The 19166-nt window shown below is 62.6% G+C and carries 18 protein-coding genes; 6 read left to right on the top strand and 12 right to left on the bottom strand.

Annotation, left to right across the window (positions count from 1 at the left end; translation table 11 throughout):
• Positions 1–4: 4 nt before the first annotated feature.
• The 10 genes from RSE12_05390 to pcaD form a co-directional block, all read right to left on the bottom strand.
• Entirely contained in the window at positions 5–1618 is a 1614-nt protein-coding gene (locus RSE12_05390; protein WRH63775.1) for a thiamine pyrophosphate-binding protein, read from the bottom strand.
• Complete coding sequence (locus RSE12_05385) at positions 1615–2871, bottom strand: CaiB/BaiF CoA-transferase family protein (GenBank protein ID WRH63774.1); 1257 nt, start codon at positions 2869–2871, stop codon at positions 1615–1617. Before RSE12_05385 ends, RSE12_05390 begins: the two co-directional genes overlap by 4 nt.
• Positions 2872–2884: 13 nt before the next feature.
• A complete protein-coding gene (locus RSE12_05380) occupies positions 2885–3406 on the bottom strand; it encodes a YHS domain-containing (seleno)protein (GenBank protein ID WRH63773.1) in 522 nt (173 codons plus the stop codon).
• A 101-nt stretch (positions 3407–3507) separates the two neighbouring features.
• Positions 3508–4353, bottom strand: coding sequence for an SGNH/GDSL hydrolase family protein (locus RSE12_05375; protein WRH63772.1), 846 nt, complete (start codon positions 4351–4353; stop codon positions 3508–3510).
• 331 nt (positions 4354–4684) lie between these two features.
• Complete coding sequence (locus RSE12_05370) at positions 4685–6010, bottom strand: adenylosuccinate lyase family protein (protein WRH63771.1); 1326 nt, start codon at positions 6008–6010, stop codon at positions 4685–4687.
• A 40-nt stretch (positions 6011–6050) separates the two neighbouring features.
• On the bottom strand, positions 6051–6893 hold the full coding sequence (locus RSE12_05365) for a 3-keto-5-aminohexanoate cleavage protein (protein WRH63770.1): 843 nt from the start codon (positions 6891–6893) through the stop codon (positions 6051–6053).
• Between the two features lie 2 nt (positions 6894–6895).
• On the bottom strand, positions 6896–7513 hold the full coding sequence (gene pcaG / locus RSE12_05360) for a protocatechuate 3,4-dioxygenase subunit alpha (protein ID WRH63769.1): 618 nt from the start codon (positions 7511–7513) through the stop codon (positions 6896–6898).
• 1 nt (position 7514) lies between these two features.
• The gene (gene pcaH, locus RSE12_05355; protein ID WRH63768.1) at positions 7515–8237 is read right to left on the bottom strand and encodes a protocatechuate 3,4-dioxygenase subunit beta; all 723 of its coding nucleotides are present in this window, start codon (positions 8235–8237) and stop codon (positions 7515–7517) included.
• Positions 8234–8620: a 4-carboxymuconolactone decarboxylase gene (gene pcaC / locus RSE12_05350; GenBank protein WRH63767.1), complete on the bottom strand. Its 387-nt coding sequence runs from the start codon at positions 8618–8620 to the stop codon at positions 8234–8236. The genes pcaH and pcaC overlap by 4 nt, the downstream gene beginning before the upstream one ends.
• Positions 8613–9398: a 3-oxoadipate enol-lactonase gene (gene pcaD, locus RSE12_05345; GenBank protein WRH63766.1), complete on the bottom strand. Its 786-nt coding sequence runs from the start codon at positions 9396–9398 to the stop codon at positions 8613–8615. Before pcaD ends, pcaC begins: the two co-directional genes overlap by 8 nt.
• Positions 9399–9475: 77 nt before the next feature.
• Between pcaD and RSE12_05340 the strand changes: the two genes are divergently transcribed.
• Positions 9476–10402, top strand: a complete 927-nt coding sequence (locus tag RSE12_05340) for a LysR substrate-binding domain-containing protein (protein WRH63765.1) — start codon at positions 9476–9478, stop codon at positions 10400–10402.
• Here the strand turns inward: RSE12_05340 and pobA are convergent.
• Positions 10396–11565: a 4-hydroxybenzoate 3-monooxygenase gene (gene pobA / locus RSE12_05335; protein ID WRH63764.1), complete on the bottom strand. Its 1170-nt coding sequence runs from the start codon at positions 11563–11565 to the stop codon at positions 10396–10398. The genes RSE12_05340 and pobA overlap by 7 nt on opposite strands.
• Positions 11566–11656: 91 nt before the next feature.
• Here pobA and RSE12_05330 point away from each other — a divergent pair, with 91 nt between their 5' ends.
• Positions 11657–12523 (top strand): helix-turn-helix domain-containing protein, encoded by an 867-nt coding sequence (locus tag RSE12_05330; protein WRH63763.1) that lies wholly within the window; start codon positions 11657–11659, stop codon positions 12521–12523.
• Positions 12524–12560: 37 nt separating this feature from the next.
• On the opposite strand, the gene RSE12_05325 is transcribed toward RSE12_05330, so the two are convergent.
• Positions 12561–14240: a XylR N-terminal domain-containing protein gene (locus tag RSE12_05325; protein WRH63762.1), complete on the bottom strand. Its 1680-nt coding sequence runs from the start codon at positions 14238–14240 to the stop codon at positions 12561–12563.
• Between the two features lie 261 nt (positions 14241–14501).
• On the opposite strand from RSE12_05325, the gene RSE12_05320 reads away from it, so the two are divergent.
• The 4 genes from RSE12_05320 to RSE12_05305 all read left to right on the top strand — a co-directional run bounded on the left by RSE12_05320 (position 14502) and on the right by RSE12_05305 (position 19151).
• Positions 14502–15974: an aldehyde dehydrogenase family protein gene (locus RSE12_05320; GenBank protein ID WRH63761.1), complete on the top strand. Its 1473-nt coding sequence runs from the start codon at positions 14502–14504 to the stop codon at positions 15972–15974.
• An 85-nt stretch (positions 15975–16059) separates the two neighbouring features.
• Complete coding sequence (locus RSE12_05315; protein ID WRH63760.1) at positions 16060–16827, top strand: coniferyl-alcohol dehydrogenase; 768 nt, start codon at positions 16060–16062, stop codon at positions 16825–16827.
• Positions 16828–16913: 86 nt separating this feature from the next.
• Positions 16914–17795: a transporter gene (locus RSE12_05310; GenBank protein ID WRH63759.1), complete on the top strand. Its 882-nt coding sequence runs from the start codon at positions 16914–16916 to the stop codon at positions 17793–17795.
• 57 nt (positions 17796–17852) lie between these two features.
• Positions 17853–19151, top strand: coding sequence for an ABC transporter substrate-binding protein (locus RSE12_05305; protein WRH63758.1), 1299 nt, complete (start codon positions 17853–17855; stop codon positions 19149–19151).
• The last annotated feature ends 15 nt before the right edge of the window (positions 19152–19166 follow it).

The raw sequence follows: 19166 nt of genomic DNA, 5'->3' as shown, positions 1-19166 counted from the left end.
TCCCTTAAAAGGCCCCGTCATAGGCCCGTCGCGGGATATGCGCCGCAATCAGGGTAAAGCGGTCGCGGCCAAGCGCAGCACGTGCCTCGGCGGCCAGCGTGGCGCTGTCCGACACGTCCACACCATGCCCGCCAAAGGCCCGGGCAAGGGCTGCGAAATCGGTGCCCGCTCCCGGCCCGCCGAAATCGACGCCAAGGTTCGGGCGCTGGCTCGCGCGCTGCTTCATCTCGATCAGGGTCAGTCTGTGATCAACGAGAACGCAGATCAGGATGGGCAGATTCTGCGCAGCAAGGGTGGCCAACTCGCCCGCCCCCATCTCCAGCCCGGCGTCACCTACGAAAGCAAGGACGGGACTTTCGGGCCGCCCCATCTTGGCCCCACCGGCAAGCGGCACGGCGCAGGCCATAGTGCACAGGCCCGAGGATTGAAGGATCAGGCGGGGCGCGGGGCACGCCCACATCTGGGATAGGAGAATGCGATGTGCGCCAGAATCGGCGGTGATTACGGTCTGCGACGGCATGACGGCCCGCAGCGTCGAGAAAACTGCATGTGGACCCCATGCATCTGGGCCGCTGAAGGCGGCCTTCAGCGCGTTCCGGGCAGCATCCGGCTCACCCTCGGCCCATCGCTCTGGCGCGTCATGGCAAAGCGCATCGAGGGTTGGTGCGATCCCGCCGATCAGTGGGATGTCTGCGCGGTGCATGCCGTGGTCGCGCCGGGTAGGGGCGATTTCGATTACGGTCTGGGATGGACCGAAAGGGTTGCGCCAGCCGATCCGCATCTCGATTGGATCGTAGCCGATCAGAAGAACTGTGTCGGCCTGCGCGATGAGCGGCATCAAGATGCGATCCGCCTTAGGTGACAGGCCTGCGCCACCCAAACAGAGCGGATCATCTTCATCCAGCAGCCCTTTGCCCTTGTAGGTGGTTACAAGCGGAATGTGATGGCTACGGCAGAAGGCGGCGATGGTTGGACCTGCCGCTTCGTTCACTGCATCAACACCGGCGATGGCGATGGGCCGCCGCGCAGCACAGAGCGCGACGAAGGCCTGCTTGAGATCGTCCAAAGGTGGCAGTCCGGTGGCAGCGGTCCAAAGAGTAAGCGGAGATGCCTCTTCAGCAAGGCCTTCGGCTACGTTGATCGGCACGTCGATATGCACTGGCCCCGGCTGGCCCGAAGTCGCAAGGGCGATCGCCTTCGCCATGCCCGCGCCGACGGCCCCTCGGGCAAGACGGAAGCTGCCCTTGACGACGGGACGCAGCATCGCCTGATGGTCGAATATCTGATGGGTATAGGTTTCCGCCTCGGCAGCATCGACACAGCCGGTCAGGAAGATCAGCGGCACGCGATCCTGCATCGCATTGGCCACGACATTGACCGCATTGGCCACCCCGGGGCCAAGCGTCGCCACCAGAACCGGCAGCGCCCCAGTCATGTGCCAATGGCCCTCGGCCATAAAGCCGCCGCCATTCTCGTGCTTGACCAGCACGAAGCGCAGGCCCGCGGCGTCCAACCCCTGCATCAGGGCGAGTACCTCGCCCCCCGGAATGCCGAAGGCATGGGTTGCACCGGCACGGAAGAGGGCCTCGCCAATGATGTCCGCACCGGTTGTCGTCATGGTTCAAAATCCCCGCCAATCACGCCTGAGGCCGCAAGTTCCGAAAGCTCTGCCCGTGTCAGCCCAAGGTAGCGGGACAGAACCGCAACGGTATCGCCCCCCAGCACGGGAGGCGCCTTGGAATAGCTGACAGGGGTTCCCGACATCTTCAACGGGTTGCCGATGACCTTCACCGCTTCCCCCGAGGCAAGGGTCATGGCGACGGTCATCTCCCTTGAAGCGACCTGCGGGCTGGCGAAGACCTGTGCAAGATCGTTGATCGGGCCTGCCGGAATGCCCTGCGCTGCACAGAGCGAAATCCACTCCTGCGCTGTCCTTCCCGCAGTCAGGGCGCCCACCAAAGGAATCAGAACGTCGCGATTGCTCACCCGCGCCGCATTCGTGGCAAAGCGTGGATCGGCGGAAAGACCAGGCGCACCGGCAAGAGCGGCGAAACGGGAAAACTGCGCGTCATTGCCGATGGCGAGGATGAAGGTGCCATCGCTGGCCGGAAAGGTTCCATATGGCACGATGGTCGGATGGTCGTTGCCACGCCTCGGCGGCGACTGTCCATTGACAAGGAATCCGACACCCTGATTGGCCAGCATGGCCACCTGCGCATCCATCAGGGCAAGGTCAATGTGTTGGCCCACGCCCGTTTCCTGGCGTGACACGACGGCGGCAAGTATGCCCACTGCCGCATACATCCCGCAGATCAGGTCGGCGATACCGACCCCGGCCTTGAGTGGCGGGCCATCTGCCATGCCCGTCAGGCTCATCAGCCCGCCTTCGCCCTGCACAAGAAAATCATAGCCTGCGCGCTGTGCGTTTGGCCCGGTCTGACCGAAACCGGTGATGGAGCAATAGATCAGGCGTGGATTGGCAGCCCGAAGGGCAACTGCATCGAGGCCGTAACGCGCCAGATCACCCGGCTTGAAATTCTCGACCACCACGTCCGCCTGCGCGGCCAGCTCCTGCACCAGTGCCTGCCCGCGCGGATCGGCTATGTTTACGGCGATCGAATGCTTGCCCCTGTTGGCCGACAGGAAATAGGCGCTCACGCCAGATTCGCACCCGGTTGCATCAGTCAGGAAAGGCGGCCCCCAGCCGCGTGTATCGTCCCCTACACCGGGACGTTCGATCTTGATGACCTCGGCCCCGAGATCGGCCAAAAGTTGGGTCGCCGACGGACCGGCGAGGATGCGCGACAGGTCAAGCACACGCAGGCCAGCAAGGGCCTGCGCGTGCTTTTGTTCTGGCTCGATGGCGGTCAACTCCCCAGTCCGATCAATTGGGAACCGGTGCCGCCGAGGTGAAGGCCGGGATCTTGGCCGTTGAAGCATCGGCGGCTTCGATTCCTGGCCAGTTGGCTTGGGACTTCTGCAGATTACCGGGAATGTCCTCTTCCCAGAACCCCACGACGTTCTTTGTAATGTTGAGGTAGAGTTTGCCGTCGACAATCCGCCAGAGTGTGGGATTGCCGGGAACCTTGCCGCCCTTGGAAACGCCATAGGCGCAATGCCCGTCATATTGCGGAGCAAACGCCGCAGGGTTTGCAAGGAAGGTGTCGCGGTTGGCCTCTGTCGCGAAGGCGAAGGTGGCTCCGTTGTATTCTGTCGTGATCGCGGCATTACCTGGCAGGGGCGATAGCTGCGGCTGGCCAATCCCGGATTGCGGCAGCTCGAAATAGGATACGACGTCATATCCCGAAACAGCAAATCCGGTCTTGTCGACATATTGATCGCCCGCAAAGGCGGTTCCAAACATTCCGGCGGCAAAGGCAAAGGCAAGGGCGGTGGTCTTGAACATGGAAAGCTCCTGTTTTGTCTAAACGTCCATTCGCAGGCTGAAAGAGCGGCGTTACCGCCGGGACCGTCTGGTCGCGGAGACGTGATGCCTATGCGAGGGTTTCATTCCTCGTGTCCCAACTGGGCAGAAAGCGCCGCGCATAGCGCATCGCGCTGCAAAGACATAAATCGGTGCGCTGCTCTTTCGGTCGGGTGTAGGGGGTCTTTCACTCTGCCAGTGGCCGAGCGACGAAAGTTCGCGGCATTGCCAAGGTTTTCACGGATTGTTTCCGGTGTCAGCCCGGCGACAAAGCTGCACTGCCCACCGGCTGTAGCGAAAGCTGCCTCGATATTGGCCTGTGCCACTTGGCGCAGGCGGACGGACTTCTCGCCATAGGTCGGGGCCGACGTCATGAAGATGCAAGGCTGATCCGCAGGCAAATCGGCAATGAAAGAACGCGCATCCTGCAAAGCAGCCTCGGCGCTGGCAGCCCAGCGTCGCGTGGCATTGCCCATGAGGAACATGATCAGGAGCTTTGGTTGGTAATACCCCTCGTTGAACACGGCCTGAAGGGGAGAAAGGCCGTCTTGACAGAACTGGAACCGTTCACCTTGCCCGATCTGGACATAGGGGTTGGCACCTTGGGAAAGCAGTCCGTAGGCACCGGCATTGACCTTCCATTTCGGGTCGATGTCGCAGATTGCCCCTTTGGCCGAGCGTCCCGTTGACGTCCATGACTGCAGACTGCTGGAGCGTACACCGATCACGCCGACAGTCGTGTCGCGCGAAAGTCCGCACGCGCCCCTCAAGTCCTCAAGGATCGTAACAAAGGCCTCACCCGCTCCGAAAGAAAGCTGCGAGTCGCCTAAAACAAGTATGTCTGGCGATGTCTGCGTCTGGGCCATGGCCTCGCCGCGCAGGAACAGTCCCATCACGGCGATGGCCAATGCCGCAACCCGGTTTTTCATGGCTGTTCCCTTCGGCGATGGGCTGCGTCTGCAGATCCGACCTGCGGCACTTCGCTTGCCGAAACAGCATCGTTACAAGAAGGGCTGGGCAAAACCAAAATCAGCGCGACGCGACACTCAAGCGCCAAACACAAAGGCAGAACACGCAGAAATCTTTTGTGGGGCTATCTGTTTCCCGAAAGTATCTGCGCGCGCCGTTGCCAGAGATCATTGCATGTGGTCCATACCCAACGGCACGGTCGACCGAGCCATCCCTTCTTCCACTCACAGACCGGCTCCTCGCTCAAGGCAAACGGAGACGGTTTCGCATCCGCCACATGGCAAACTTCTGTCAGTTTGTGGGTGGGGCCCCTGATCCGGAAACCGCTTGGGCAAAAGACAGCGCCTCGTTTGGCGCCTGACCAAGGCTGGTTGCGATGATTGCGGACCAGTCCAGCGCGGGATGGTCGCGGGTGGCAAGGGTCGCAAGGGGCTGGCCCGTGGCAACGGCCTCGGCCAGCAGGGACTTGACCTGCCGTTCGGCATCAGGGCGGGGTATCTGGCGGGCAAGGGCAAAGGTCAGCGCCTCGGCGTGAATGCTGCCGTGGCTTGTGCCCATCTGTGCGGCGATTGCCATCGGGTCGGGTTCCAGCCGAGACAGGCAGTCTTGCGCCAAGCTGAGCATACGCCCCAAAGCAATGCAGGTTTGCGGCAGGGTCAGCCATTCGGTGAACCAGGCCGCACCGTCCCGCTGCTGACGGTGAACCCCGGCCCCCTGCAAGATGGTGGCCTGCCCGATGACATGCCGCGCCAACGCGACAAGCGCCGACGGGGCGACAGGGTTCTGCTTTTGCGGCATCGTCGATGAGGCACCGCCCTGCCCCAGCGTCACTTCGGCCAACCCGGACTGGGTTAGCAGGATCAGGTCCTCTCCGATCTTGCCAAGGGAAGCGGCCAGCGTGGCGGCGAAGCCTGCGAGTTGGCTGATACCAGAGCGGTCGCTGTGCCAGCTGTGACCGGGGTCTTCAAGGTTCAGCACCTTTGCCAATGCGGACCGCACCGCCGGGCCCTCCGGCCCCATGGCAGACAATGTGCCAGCCGCTCCCGAAAGGGATACTTGCAGAACTGCGGGGCGCAAGCCGACCAGACGGTCGCGTGCAGTGATCAATGGCCAGCCCCAGCTTGCAACAACAGCGCCAAAGCTGGTCGGCGTCGCGATCTGGCCATAAGTCCGGGCGGCCATCGGAAGGGTGGCATGGCCTTCGGCAAGGGTGACCATTTGCTGCAACAACGCACCCAGCCGGGCCTCCCACAGGGCCAGCACGGGCCGCAACCGCAAGGCAAGGGCGGTGTCCATGATATCCTGACTTGTGGCCCCCCAATGCAGGTACTGCATCAGGTCGGGCGCGGTCGCCGCCTTGCGAAACGCCCCAAGCAGCGCCGGCACAGGCACCCCGTTGCGGGCCGTGTCTGCGGCAAGCGCGGCAGGGTCGATCTGCACTTCATGCGCGGCTCGCTCGATGAAGGCGGCCGCATCTGCGGGGATCAGACCCAGATTGCCTTGAACACGGGCCAGCGCTCCCTCGACCAGCAGCATGGCGCGCAGTTCGGCGCTGTCGCTGAAAAGGCGCTCCGTTTCCGGGTCACCAAAAAGCCCCGCATAGATCTGGGAATTCATCGGACTGGCGGGCATGGCGGGCTTTCTCGGGGGGGGCGTTCTAGGCGGTTTGCGGCAAAGGAAGGCCAAGGATGGCGCGGGCCTCTGCCCAGGTCGCCACCGGGCGGTTGTAACGATCACAAAGGTCGACCACCCGCTGAACAAGGGCCGCGTTGGACGGGGCAAGCCTGTCACGGTCAAGACGCACGTTATCCTCCAGCCCCGTGCGGGCATGGCCACCAGAAGAAACGGCCCAGTCGTTCAGGATGATCTGCGCCGGCCCTATCCCGGCCGCGCACCAGGGCACATCGTCGCCGAACAGGCGTTTGACGGTGGCGATGTAGTAGTCGAACACGTGGCGGTCTGCGGGCATTGCGTTCTTAACACCCATCACGAATTGCACATAGGGCGTGCCTGCCAACTGTCCCTTGGTCTGCATCTCCTTGGCCTTGAGGATATGCGAAAGATCAAAAGCCTCGATCTCGGGCTTGACCTCGTACTTCAGCATCTCGGCAGCAAGCCAATCCACCAGATCAGGAGGGTTTTCGTAAACGCGGGTCGGAAAGTTGTTCGACCCTACCGAAAGGCTGGCCATATCCGGCCGCAAGGGCAGCATGCCGCCACGCGCATAACCGGCCCCTGATCGCCCACCGGTGGACAATTGCACGATCATGCCGGGGCAGTGCTTTTCCAGCCCTTCCTTCAGCCGCGCGAAACGGTCGGGGTCGCTGGTCGGCTTTCCCTCATCATCGCGGACATGGCAATGCGCAATGCTCGCCCCGGCCTCGAACGCTTCCTGCGTGCTTTCCACCTGTTCGGCGATGGTGATCGGCACGGCGGGATTGTTGGCCTTGGTCGGCAAGGACCCGGTGATGGCGACGCAGATGATGCACGGATTGGACATTGTCACACGTCGATGAATACGGTTTCGCCGTCGCCCTGCAACCGGATATCGAAGCGATAGGTGGATGGCCCGGTCGCAATAGCGATCAGCGTCGCCACGCGGGCACGCTGCTCGATACTTCCAAGCACAGGGTCGGCAGCATGGGCGGCGGTGTCTTCGGGAAAGTACATCCGCGTGTTCAACCCGATGTTGATACCCCGTGAGACAAGCCAAAGGTTCAGGTGCGGCGCCTGCATCCGGCCCGCACGGCCCGCAACTGGACCGGGCTTGACGGTTTCAAACCGAAAAAGCCCTGTGTCAAAATCTGAAATCACTCGGCCCCACCCACGAAAGCCCGGCGCGCAATCGGCCGCGCGGGGATCTTCCGGATGGGGGTAGATGCCGTTCGCATCCGCCTGCCAGACCTCGATCAGCACATCCTTGATCGGCGCACCCAGACCATCGAACACTTGGCCTTCGATGGTGACTCGGGGGCCGGGAACACCTTCGGGCGCAAGGGTCTGGCCCAGTTCGGTCTCAAAGGTATGAAATCCGGCGGCACCGGGGGCCAGCCCGATATGGACATAGGGACCAGCGGTTTGCGAGGCGCTTTCGCGCAGGTAGGGCAAGGTTTGGACCATCTCAGTTCCCCTCAAGCCGGTTTTCAAAGAGCGTCGACCGCCGCCCGCGCAGCACGATGTCAAACTTATAGGCCAGACAATCCATAGGCACGGCAGAATTCAGATCAAGCACGGCAATCAATTGCTGCACCGCCTGCGGGTCGGGGATGGTCTGAACGATCGGGCATTTCGGGATCAGCGGATCGCCCTCAAAGTAAAGCTGCGTGATCAGGCGCTGGCTGAACGACGTGCCAAAAACGGAGACATGGATATGCGCGGGCCGCCAGGAGTTGACATAGTTCAGCCAAGGGTAAGGCCCGGGCTTGATGGTGCGAAAGGCATAGCGGCCCTCTGCATCGGTCAGCGTGCGCCCGCAGCCGCCAAAATTCGGGTCCAGCGCACCTAGATAGGCGTCTTTCTTGTGGCGATACCGACCCGAGGCGTTGGCTTGCCAGATTTCGACCAAGGTATTCGGTACGGGGCGGTTGTTCTCGTCAAGAACCCTGCCCTGCAGAATGATCCGCTCGCCCACTGGCAGACCGCCGTGGTTGAAGTTCAGCGTCAGGTCATTGTCGAGCGCGCCGATATCATTATGCCCGAAGGTCGGCCCGGTGATTTCTGACACGGTCTGTTGCAGCGTCAAAAGCGCGTTGCGGGGCGATCGTGGCACGCTGGTCTTGTAACCCGGATGGTGGGCGGGCGGATGCAGGTTGCGGTCGCGCATATAGAATTCGGCGGGCTTCATCGGGTGACCTCCTGCTCCATGGCGGCGAAAACCTCCTTGGCGATCGAAATGGCATGGTTGGCGCGCGGCACACCCGCATAGATGGCGACATGCAACAGCGCCTCCATCACGTCGGATTGCGTGGCACCGGTGTTGCGGGTGGCCCGGATGTGCATGGCCAATTCGTGATCGTTGCCCAGCCCCGCAAGCAAGGCGATGGTCAGCATCGACCGTTCGCGCAACGAGATGGTATCGCGCGACCAGACATGTCCCCAGGCGGCATCGGTGATCAACGCCTGAAAAGGGGTGTCAAACGGGGTCTTTGCTGCCTCGGCGCGGTTCACATGGGCATCGCCCAGGACGCGGCGGCGGGTTGTCATGGCCGTCTTGGTCAGGTCAGACATGGGCGTGGGCTTTCAGGAAAGGCGAGACGATAGCAGCCCAGGCTGCGGGCGTCTCGACGCAAGGCAGGTGGCCTGCGCCAGGGATGATATGGAACGCGGCGCCCGGGATAAGGGCTGCAGTGGCCTGCACCAGATCAGGCGGGCTCGCCCCATCTTCTGATCCGGCGATCACCAGCGTTGGCAGGCGCAAGGCGGCGGTGGCGCTGCTCTGATCCGCAGTGGCAAGCGCTTGACACGCAGCGACATAGCCTTCGGCCGGCGTGCGCAGCAACATGTTGCGCCAAGGGGCACAGGACGGACTGGCGCGGAACGGGGCGGCAAACCACCGCTCCATCACCGCATCAGCAATAGACCCAAGCCCGTGCGAAGCGACGGCATCAATCCGGGCCTGCCAGCTTTCCAAGGTACCGAGACGAGCGGCGGTGTTGGACAAGACCAACGCGCGCACAAGGTCGGGGCGCTGGCTGGCAACGACCTGCCCGATCAGCCCGCCAATGGAAAGCCCGACAAAGACGATCGGGCCGCCGCCCAACGCCTCGATCACTGCAATCGCATCCGCGGCATGATCCTCGATCCGTGTCCCGCTGCCATGATCCGACAGGCCATGCCCGCGCTTGTCATAGCGCACCAGCCGCAGGCCCAGCGGCAAAAGGGGGAGCACGGCATCCCAAAGGCGCAGATCGGTGCCCAACGAATTGGCAAAAACCACCGCGGGCGCGCCCTCTGGGCCATCAGTCTGGATGTGAAGGGCGCCAAAGGGCCGGGTCAGAACTTGCATCACTGTCTCTCCAATCCATAATATAACCGGAACAGAATGGGTGAAGAAATGCGAAATGGCTGCATATGCATAACTCCATGATTATGCATCCCGCAATCAAGCTGCGCCATATCCGCGCCTTTCTGGACATTGCCGCCATCGGCGCCCTGTCGCCCGTCGCGCGGGCCCAAGGCATTTCGCAGCCTGCGCTCAGCCGGACCCTTGCAGAGCTTGAAGATTTGCTGGGCATCGCGCTGTTTCGTCGCGAACGCCGGCGATTGATCCTGACCGAGCAAGGCGCAGTTTTCCGTCACCATGCCACATTGGGCCTGCGGGCGCTGGAAGATGGCGTAGCCGCCCTGCACCCGGCCACCGGCGACAGCATCCGCGTCGGCATCCTGCCCACAGCGGCGACGCGGCTTTTCCCGCGCGTGGCAGTGCGCTTTCGCGCCCTTCAGCCCAATACCGTTCTGAAGATCGAGACTGGACCGCATGCCTATCTGATGGGCCTGTTGCGCGCCGGTGGGATCGACATGATGGTCGGCCGCATGCCCGATCCGCAAGACATGGTCGGCCTGCGCTTTACCCATCTCTATGAAGAAGATGTCGTGCTCGTCGCCCGCGCGGGCCACCCGATGGCGGCCCACTCGGTGGCCGAGATTCTGCAGGCTGTGCCGGTCATCCTGCCCCCGGATGGCGCCCTGATCCGGCGCAATGTGAACGACTATTTGGCAATGCTTGGCCTGCCCACCCTGCGCCCTGCGGTCGAGACTGTGGCGTTGGCCGTTGGTCGTGGTCTGCTTGCTGCGTCGGACGCGGTCTGGTTCATCTCGCGCGGGGTGGTGGCCGAAGAACTGGCCAGAGGCGAGCTGATCGCGCTGCCCACCGGTGTGCGGTTTTTGTCGGGCGCCGTGGGCATCACACAGGTCCAAAGCGCAACATCCCATGCGCGCGTCGAGCTTTTGCTGCGACTTTGTGCCGAAGATGCGACCGCGCCTTCCCATCTGCAACCGCCGCCTCAGTAGGGGAGCCCTGAATAAACCTCTGAAAACAAACGGCGCGCATCAGACGATTCCGCAAGCTGGGCCAGCTCCGCCACCTGCATCCGGCGGTCAAACCCTGTCTGGTCCGGGAAGCGGTGCATCAGCGTGGTCAACGACCATGAAAACCGCATCGCCTGCCAAACCCGCGCCAGCGCATCCTGCCCATAGCGTTCCAGAAGGTGATTGCTGCCATCCGCGTGCTGCGCGATCAGCGCGCGCGACAAATAGAAGATATCGGACACAGCCAGGTTCAACCCCTTAGCCCCGGTGGGCGGCACGATATGCGCCGCGTCGCCGCACAGGAACAGGCGGCCCCATTGCATCGGCTCGCAGACGAAACTGCGCAGGGGCGCAATGCTTTTCTCGATCGACGGGCCGGTGACAATGGTGGCCGCCACTTCGGGCGGCAGACGCGACAGCAGTTCAGCCCAAAAGGCGTCATCCGGCCAATCCTCGACCCGGTCGGTCAGCGGCACTTGGATGTAATAGCGCGACAGCATCGCGTTGCGCATCGAAGTCAGCGCAAAACCGCGGGCGTGATTGGCGTAGATCAGTTCCGGTGTTGCAGGCGGCGTGCGCGACAGCACCCCCAGCCAGCCAAACGGATAAACCTTCTCGAACTCTTGCCGGACCGAGGCCGGAATGCTGGGGCGGCTTACGCCATGGAAACCGTCGCAGCCCGCGATGTAGCGGCAGTCCAGCCGTTTTTCTCCGCCTTCATGGCGAAACGTGACATAAGGCGCGTCGCTCGTCAGATCATGCAGCGCAACATCCGACACCTCATGCAGGATCGTGGCCCCCATCGCATCCTGCGCCTCATAAAGATCGCGCGTCACTTCGGTCTGACCATAGACCATCACCTGCTTGCCGCAGGCTTCCATCAGGTCGATCTTGATCAGCGTGTCATCCGACGTCAGATAGCAACTGTCATGCGGAATGCCTTCGCGCATCATCCGCGCGCCCACATCCGCCTCTTGCAAAAGCTGCACAGTCCCGGCCTCCAGCACGCCGGCGCGAATGCGCGACAGGACATGCGGCCGGGTTTGCCGCTCAAGAACGACGGTCGAAATGCCCGCCCGCATCAAAAGCTGCGACAGCAGCAGCCCCGCAGGCCCGCCTCCGATAATGGCCACATCCGTTTTCATCCGAATCCTCCCCGGTACTCCCTGCCCGGTTTAGGTGCGGCGACCCCAGTATTGAATGGACAGCACGGACAGCCACTGGCACTTTGCGGACATGAACACACTTTCGTCCGACACCCACACCGCCATTCCTGCCTGGAGCCTGTATGGCGAAAGCCGGGCCTTTCCCGATGTGCTGCACATCGAGCGATTCACCGACCGCGCGGCTGGTCTGGACTGGCGGATCGCCCCACATCGGCACCTGCATCTGCACCAGTTCTTTCTGATCCAAAGCGGGGTCGCTCAGATCACCTTGGATGGAAAAGGTGTGGCAGTCGCACCGCCTGCTCTCCTGAACGTGCCGCCCGGCGTGGTCCATGACTTTACGATGGAGGCCGGAACGCAAGGTTGGGTGCTGACTGTTCCGGTGCAGACCCTGCCTGATCAGCTTGGCCCGGCACTGGCGCGGGATACGGCGTTGGGGTGGCCGGGGATCTTGTCGTCGGGCGATGAATACTTGCGTCTTTTTCAGCAGATCGAGGAAGAACACCGCCAGTCGCGCCCGGCACGAGAAATCCTGCTGGGCGCACTGGCCACCGAACTTGCTTGTACGGCGTTGCGGGATCTGGGCCAGATCAGGGCCGACACAGCCGGGACCGACCCGCGTTTTGCGCAGTTTCAGGCTCTTCTGGCCCGGCACATGCGCGACCGATGGACGCTCACGGATTATGCGCGCAGCATCGGGCTGTCGCCCCGTCACCTGAGCCGGATTTGCCAGGCCGCCACCGGCCAACCCGCCTCGGGCGTGATCGAGGCGGCCGCAATGCGCGAGGCTTGTCGCCTGCTGGTCTATACCCGCACTCCCGTCGCACAGATCGGCTACGCCCTTGGGTTCGACGACCCGTCCTATTTCTCGCGCAGGTTCCGCAGCGTGATGGGGCATTCCCCCGCGCGATATCGTGCAGGATATGATCAGGATTAAGGTTGGTCCTGTCCGGCCAGACGCGAGCCTTGTCGCGCTATCCTTTCCGGTTCAACCCCAGCTTTGCCAGCCGATAGTCCAACTTTGCCCGGCTAAGCCCAAGCGCCCTTGCTGCGGCAGAAACATTGCCGTCAGCGGCGGCCAGAGCGGCGCGATAGGTATCAAGTTCCAGTTCGTCGAACGTGCGCCCTTCGGTCGGATCCGCCAACGCGCCCTGGGGGCTGCGCCGCACAATCCGGCCCGAAGCGTGCAGGCCTTCCACGAATTCAGGCATCTGCTCGATACCCGTAAAGATGTGCGAAATCTCCAGATCGCCGCCCGGTTCGGCATAAATCACGCCGCGTTCGATCATGTTGGACAGCTCTCGCACATTGCCCGGAAAGTCATAGCGCATCAGCAGATCGCGCGCGGCCGCCGTGATCTGGCGCAGCGGCTTGCGATGGGTGCGGCTATGGGTCAGGACGAAATGATCGATCAGCATCGGCAGATCATCGCGCCGGTCGCGCAATGCCGGAATGACAATTGGCAAGAGCGACAGGCGAAAGTAAAGGTCCGCCCGAAACGCGCCAGTGGTGACAGCATCTCGCGGGGCCGCCCCGGTGGCCGACATCACGCGCGTCGCCTTGCGGTTTGCCCCCCCATCGCCCAGATGGGCGGCCAGCTGCGATTGCAGCGGTCGCGGCAAAGAAAAGAGGTCGTTCAGAAACAGCGTCCCTCCCTGCGCCCGCTCAATGGCACCGCCCTTGCCGAACAGCGGCGTTTCCGCATAGCCGCCCGCATAGGCATCACAGTTGACGGTCACGAAAGGCGCCTTCGGTGTCCGGCCGATCTCGTGCAGGCGGCGGGCAAAGAACTCCTTGCCGGTTCCCGGTTCGCCCATGAAGATGACCGGCTCGTCATAGCCCGCGACCCGTTCCAGAAGGCGCCGCGCCCGCTCTATGGCGGCAGTCTTGCCGATGATCGCATGCGGGACATTGGCCTGAGGGGGTCGCGGGTCCGTCGCGCTGGGATTCCATGGCTTGGCACGCGGGCGGGCAGTCGCAGAGGCGAAATCCTCCAACTCCGGCACATCTTTGCCCCAGGCGGCAGCGTTGCGCCCGATCACGACGCAGCGTTCGGCCCCCATGCCCATGCACTCAACCTCGCGAAAGATCACCGGTTGGCCCAGAAGGGCGGTGGTGAACCCGGCTGGCGCCCCCACCTGCATCCAGCAGGTCGGGCAGTCGGACACGCCAAAGGCGTTCAGATGCTCCACTGCCTCCGTGCTGTCATGCCAGTGAAACTCACCGTGATAATGCCCGCGCTTGATGTCGAACTCGAACCGCTTGGTGGTGACCTTGACGAAGCCTTCCATCGTGTGCAGGCGCGGGCCGGCCGCCAGCGCGGCGGTCAGATCATCCTGGTTGAACCGTTTCCGGACCAGGTCGGCGTAGAGCTGCCCCTGCCGCCAGCCCGTGCGGTAGAACAGGCTGCGTGCCGCATCTATGCCGATCCGCTTGATCACATCGCGCCGCAGGCTGCCCAGAACCTGCGTCTGCATCATCACCATCCGCTCGTCGCTCAGCCAGATGCGGCCATCGCCAAGGGCAAACTGCAAGGCCCCTGCAAGGTCGGCCAGCGTCGGGGCGGCACCTTCTTCCAGCAGCCGACTATCCCCCCGCGCCGTGATTCGAGGCGCGCGCCGAGAAGCTTCGGTCAAGGTGATGCGTTCGGTCATTTTCGCCATTTCATGAAACTGGAGCCGATTCTAACTATTTCATGAACCGCCCCATTCGGCAAGCATATCGAATAAAAACTCGTAAAAACAGATGGATGAAGCTGTATTGAGGTAAACCATAATTATTCTTGAAAGTCATGTTTTCTATATGCCAGACATCTCGTCAGCGTTTTGGGAGGAGCGCCGCAGATGGGCCAACGGCTCGGCGGCGAATGGACAAAAGGGTGGCCGCTGAAGGCACCCATAAAGGGGAGGACGGACATGGACGGCTCAGCACCGATCTTTTTGGAACAGGACGCCTGGACAGGCATGATTTTCTCTGGCGGCTGGGGCAAGGCCGCGGGCGGCGTATATGACGTGACCGCCCCCGCTGACGGCAGCGTTGTGGCGTCGGTCGGTCAGGGCAACAAGGCGGATGTGGCACGCGCTGCGGCCGCTGCCGCCGCTGCTCAACCCGCATGGGAGGCGACCCCGCCCGCAGAGCGCGCGCGCATCCTGACTGCAACCGCTGAAATCCTGGAACAGCACCGCGAAGAGCTGATCCCGTGGATCATCCGCGAATCCGGGTCAATCTATCCCAAAGCCGCAATCGAAATCGAACATTCAGCGGGCTTCCTGCGGGCCGCTGCGGCCGCCGCACTGGAGCCGACGCGCCGTGTGGTTCAGTCGCTGGACGGGCGTGATGAAGAGGTGATCCGCGTTGCACACGGCGTCGTGGGTGTGATCTCTCCTTTCAACTTCCCCCTGATCCTGTCGATGCGCGCCATTGCAGCAGCGCTGGCCACCGGCAATGCCGTTGTCCACAAGCCCGACCCCCGCACCCCGATCAGCGGCGGTGTCATCATCGCCCGTGTGTTCGAAGAAGCCGGTCTTCCGGCGAACCTTCTGCACATCATTCCCGGTGGCGGCGAGGCGGGCACAGCCCTCTGCGAAGACCCAAACATCGCCATGGTATCCTTCACCGGCTCGCCCGGTGTGGGCGCAAAGGTGGGCGAGGCGTGTGGCCGCAACCTCAAGAAAGTGCAACTGGAGCTTGGCGGCAAGAACGCCCTGATCATTCAGGATGACGCCGATTTCGCGCTCGCAGCCGCCAATGCGGCCTGGGGCACATGGCTGCATCAGGGCCAGATCTGCATGGCGACCGGCCTGATCCTTGCGCCTGCCGCGATGGCCGACGCGCTGGCGGCAGAGCTTGCAACCAAGGCCAGCCGTCTGCCTGTGGGCAATCCGGCAACCGAGCAATGCGCCCTCGGGCCGCTGATCTCGGATGGTCAGGTGGCGTTGGTCAAGGCCATAGTTGAGGATGCCGTGGCCAAGGGGGCAAAACTCCTGGCCGGTGGCACTCCGACGGGGCGGATGTTCCCGGCAACGGTGCTGTCCGGTGTGAAACCCGGCATGCGCGCCTTTGAAGAAGAAATCTTTGGCCCCGTTGCCGTGGTCGTTGCCTATGACAACGACGATCACGCCATCCAACTGGCGAACATGTCGGAATTCGGTCTGGCCGCCGGGATCATCGGCAAGGACATCGACCGCGCTCGCCGCATCGGCATGCGCCTGAAGGTCGGTCATCTGCACATCAACGATCAGACCGTTATGGCCAGCCCCAATGCCCCCTTTGGCGGGCGCGGCAAATCCGGCAACGGCAGCCGCATCTCCGGGCCTGCGATCTGGGAAGAGTTCACGCAATGGGTCTGGATCACCGCGCGCCCTGACGCCGTGATGTACCCATTCTGATCTGACATCCCTCACATCCAGCACGCTTTCGGCCGCCCCCATCGGGGGCGGGCGATTGCGGCTTGACCAAACGAAAGACCAAGACATGACTTTGAACGGAAAGACTATCGCCATCACCGGGGCATCTTCGGGTATCGGCGCCGAGATTGCCCGTCTGGCCCGGTTTCAGGGTGCGCATGTGATCGGGCTGGATCGCAATGATCCGATGATCACCGTAGACGGGTTCGTCAAGATCGACATGGGCGATGCCGCGGCGATCGACGCCGCCGTTGCCGCCCTGCCCTCCGGCATTCATGCGCTGGTGAATGCGGCGGGCGTATCCGGCCTTGCCGACAAAGACGTGGTGGCGCGCGTCAACTATCTGGGCCTGCGCCACCTGACCGAGGCGTTGCTGCCCAAGATCGCAAAGGGCGGCGCGATCGTGAACATCACCTCGATCCTTGGCGCAGAATGGCCCAAGCGGGTGGATGCGCACAAGGCGCTGGCCGCGACCACGACCTGGGCCGATGGTGCGGATTGGCTGGCCAAGAACCCGGTCCCGCAGGAAACCTGCTATCAATACTTCAAGGAAGCGCTGGTCGTCTGGACCAAGAAGCGCGGCTACGACCTGTTCATGCAGAACGACATCCGCATGAATTCGGTCGCGCCCGGCCCGGTCTTCACACCGATCCTTGGCGAGTTTGTGCAGATGCTGGGCGAAGAACGCGTGGCAGCCGACGCCGCAAACATCAAACGCCCGGCCATCGCCGATGAAATCGCCCCGCCTGTGCTGTTCCTGTGTTCGGACGCCGCGCGCTGGGTCACGGGCATCAATCTGCCCGTCGATGGCGGGATCGACGCTCTTTACGTCTGAAAACAGGGGGTTGCGCCGATGCCTTTTGGCGTCGGCGCCACGGGGGAGGAGCAGCTTTCGCTGCAAAAACAAAGACGAGGGACATCTTGAAGAACACTGCAAAACTCTTGGCCGCGATGGGTCTTTTGGCGTTTGCCAGCCCGGCAATCGCGCGTGAACCCGGCACGCCTGCGGCAATGCCCGCCGGCGCAACCTCGGCTGTGCCGGTAGGCGCCAACCCACCGCCCGGCCTGTACTTCTCAAGCCGGACAGAATTCTTCTTCGGCGATATCTATGATGCGAACGGCAATAAACTGCCCGTCTCGCTGGATGTGAAGGCGACAGCGCTGCAATTCCACTGGGTGCCAGGCAATGAAATCCTTGGTGGCACCTATCGCGCCATGATGCTGATCCCGTTGGTCGATGTGTCGGTGGGCGGTGTCGGCAGCAATACCGGTTTGGGCGATATCACGATCTCTCCCTTGAACGTGTCCTGGATGCTGTCACCCGGTGTGTTCGTGCAGACTGGTCTCAGCTTTGGCATTCCCACAGGCGACTATATCGGTCTTGGGCAAGCCAACCTTGGCAACAACGTTGTCACCACCGGCGTGGACGTGGGTTTCAGCTACCTGAAGGACGGCTGGAATGCATCGATCCATGCCAATTACTTCATGTACGGCACGAATGACGCGAACAACTTCAAGTCGGGTGACGAACTGCTCGTGAACTGGACCGCGATGAAGTCCATCGGCGGGGATCAGAGCCTTGGATTGGTCGGTTACTACCGCAAGCAAGTTGAAGACGACACCCTCGGCGGGGTTGTTTTCGCTGGCGGGAACCGTGCCGAAGCCCTTGCCGTCGGCATCGGCTATTCCAAGCGCTTCGGCCCAACCGAGCTGAACGTGAACCTGATGCGCGACGTCAACGCCAAGAGCGAGGCTGGCGGCACTAAGCTGCAAATTAATCTCTTCACGCCACTCAAATTCTGATTCAACAGGCCGCCATGTTCTGCATGGCGGCCCTTTGCAACAAAAGGGAGGACGACCATGAACAACCAATCGACAGGTGGCATCAGCCGCCGCAGCTTTAACCGCCTGATCGCAGGCTCGGCTTTGGCCGCGCCGTTTATTGGCACCCGCGCCTTCGGGCAGGATGCCGCAACGTTCAAGATCGGCTATGTCGGCCCGCAATCCGGCCCTTTGGGCATTTTCGGCGCGGGTGATGGCTATCTGATCGAGACGATCAAGGCCAACCTCGCGGGCGGGATCGACGTCAACGGCACCAAGATGATGGTCGAAATCATCACCGCCGACACCCAGTCGGACCCGGTTCGCGCCAGCCAGATCACCCGCGACATGATCAACGCAGAAGCACCTGATCTGATCCTCACGCATTCGGCCCCCGAAACCGTCAACCCGGTGTCTGATGCCTGTGAAGCCGGGGCAACGCCTTGCCTGTCGACCGTCGCCCCTTGGGAAGCCTTCTACTTCGGCCGCGGTGGCAAGCCGGACGCACAATCGTTCAAGTGGACCTTCCACTATTCCTTTGGCTCGGCAAACTTCCTGAACCTGTACAACGGCCAATGGTCGCTGCTTGAAACCAACAAGAAAGTCGGCACCCTGGTTCCGTCCGACGCCGACGGCAACGCAATCCGAGCGGGACTTTTGCCCAAGCTGGCCGAGGCCGGCTGGGAAGTCGTCGATCCCGGCCCCTATGAAAACATGAGCCAGGATTTCAGCACCCAGATCAACGCCTTCAAGGATGCGGGCGTCGAGATTGTGGTCTGCTTCCCCTTCCCGCCGGATTTCCCCGTGTTCTGGCGTCAGGCAGCGCAGCAGGGATTGGCCCAGCAGCTGAAGATCATGCAGATGGCAAAGGCCGGGCTCTTTGCAGCCGAGATGGAAGGTCTGGGCGATCTGGGCCAAGGGCTGTGCACGGGCGTCTACTGGCACCCCGCGTTCCCCTTCGCCTCGGCAGCTGCGGGCTTGACCAATGCCGAGCTTGGCGCCGGGTATGAGGCCGCAACTGGCGCGCAATGGGCGCAGGCCCTTGGTGCTTCGGCGTCCTTGTTCGATGCCGCTTTGGCACTGGCCGTGCAGGCAGGCAGCCCAAAGGACAAAGAGGCGATGGCGGCCGCATTGCCGAAGCTGAAGGCGGAAACCGCCGTTGGCACCGTCGATTTCAGCGCAGGCCCGATGCACAACTGTGCCGTCAGCGGTCTGGCAGGTGGGCAGTGGAACAAGGCCAGCGAAGGACCGTTCCAGTTCCAGCTGGATCTGGTGTCGAACGCGGACTTCCCCGGTGTCAACCTGACCTCCGAGTTCAAGCCGCTGGCCTTTGGCTGATCTGATCCAAAGAGG

It is taken from the genome of Fuscovulum sp. (assembly GCA_035192965.1).
GTDB lineage: Bacteria > Pseudomonadota > Alphaproteobacteria > Rhodobacterales > Rhodobacteraceae > Paragemmobacter.
The sequence above is the reverse complement of the archived record's forward strand: the minus strand, read 5'-3'. Positions and strand labels throughout refer to the sequence as shown.

Bases quoted from the DNA above. Each gene is read 5' to 3' on its own strand.
- RSE12_05315 (WRH63760.1), top strand. From the start codon at position 16,060: ATGACTTTGAACGGAAAGACTATCGCCATCACCGGGGCATCTTCGGGT.
- pcaG (WRH63769.1), bottom strand. From the start codon at position 7,513: ATGGTCCAAACCTTGCCCTACCTGCGCGAAAGCGCCTCGCAAACCGCT.
- pcaH (WRH63768.1), bottom strand. From the start codon at position 8,237: ATGAAGCCCGCCGAATTCTATATGCGCGACCGCAACCTGCATCCGCCC.
- RSE12_05330 (WRH63763.1), top strand. From the start codon at position 11,657: ATGAACACACTTTCGTCCGACACCCACACCGCCATTCCTGCCTGGAGC.
- RSE12_05375 (WRH63772.1), bottom strand. From the start codon at position 4,353: ATGAAAAACCGGGTTGCGGCATTGGCCATCGCCGTGATGGGACTGTTC.
- RSE12_05370 (WRH63771.1), bottom strand. From the start codon at position 6,010: ATGAATTCCCAGATCTATGCGGGGCTTTTTGGTGACCCGGAAACGGAG.
- pobA (WRH63764.1), bottom strand. From the start codon at position 11,565: ATGAAAACGGATGTGGCCATTATCGGAGGCGGGCCTGCGGGGCTGCTG.
- RSE12_05325 (WRH63762.1), bottom strand. From the start codon at position 14,240: ATGACCGAACGCATCACCTTGACCGAAGCTTCTCGGCGCGCGCCTCGA.
- RSE12_05365 (WRH63770.1), bottom strand. From the start codon at position 6,893: ATGTCCAATCCGTGCATCATCTGCGTCGCCATCACCGGGTCCTTGCCG.
- pcaD (WRH63766.1), bottom strand. From the start codon at position 9,398: ATGCAAGTTCTGACCCGGCCCTTTGGCGCCCTTCACATCCAGACTGAT.
- RSE12_05320 (WRH63761.1), top strand. From the start codon at position 14,502: ATGGACGGCTCAGCACCGATCTTTTTGGAACAGGACGCCTGGACAGGC.
- RSE12_05340 (WRH63765.1), top strand. From the start codon at position 9,476: ATGATTATGCATCCCGCAATCAAGCTGCGCCATATCCGCGCCTTTCTG.
- RSE12_05390 (WRH63775.1), bottom strand. From the start codon at position 1,618: ATGACGACAACCGGTGCGGACATCATTGGCGAGGCCCTCTTCCGTGCC.
- pcaC (WRH63767.1), bottom strand. From the start codon at position 8,620: ATGTCTGACCTGACCAAGACGGCCATGACAACCCGCCGCCGCGTCCTG.
- RSE12_05380 (WRH63773.1), bottom strand. From the start codon at position 3,406: ATGTTCAAGACCACCGCCCTTGCCTTTGCCTTTGCCGCCGGAATGTTT.
- RSE12_05305 (WRH63758.1), top strand. From the start codon at position 17,853: ATGAACAACCAATCGACAGGTGGCATCAGCCGCCGCAGCTTTAACCGC.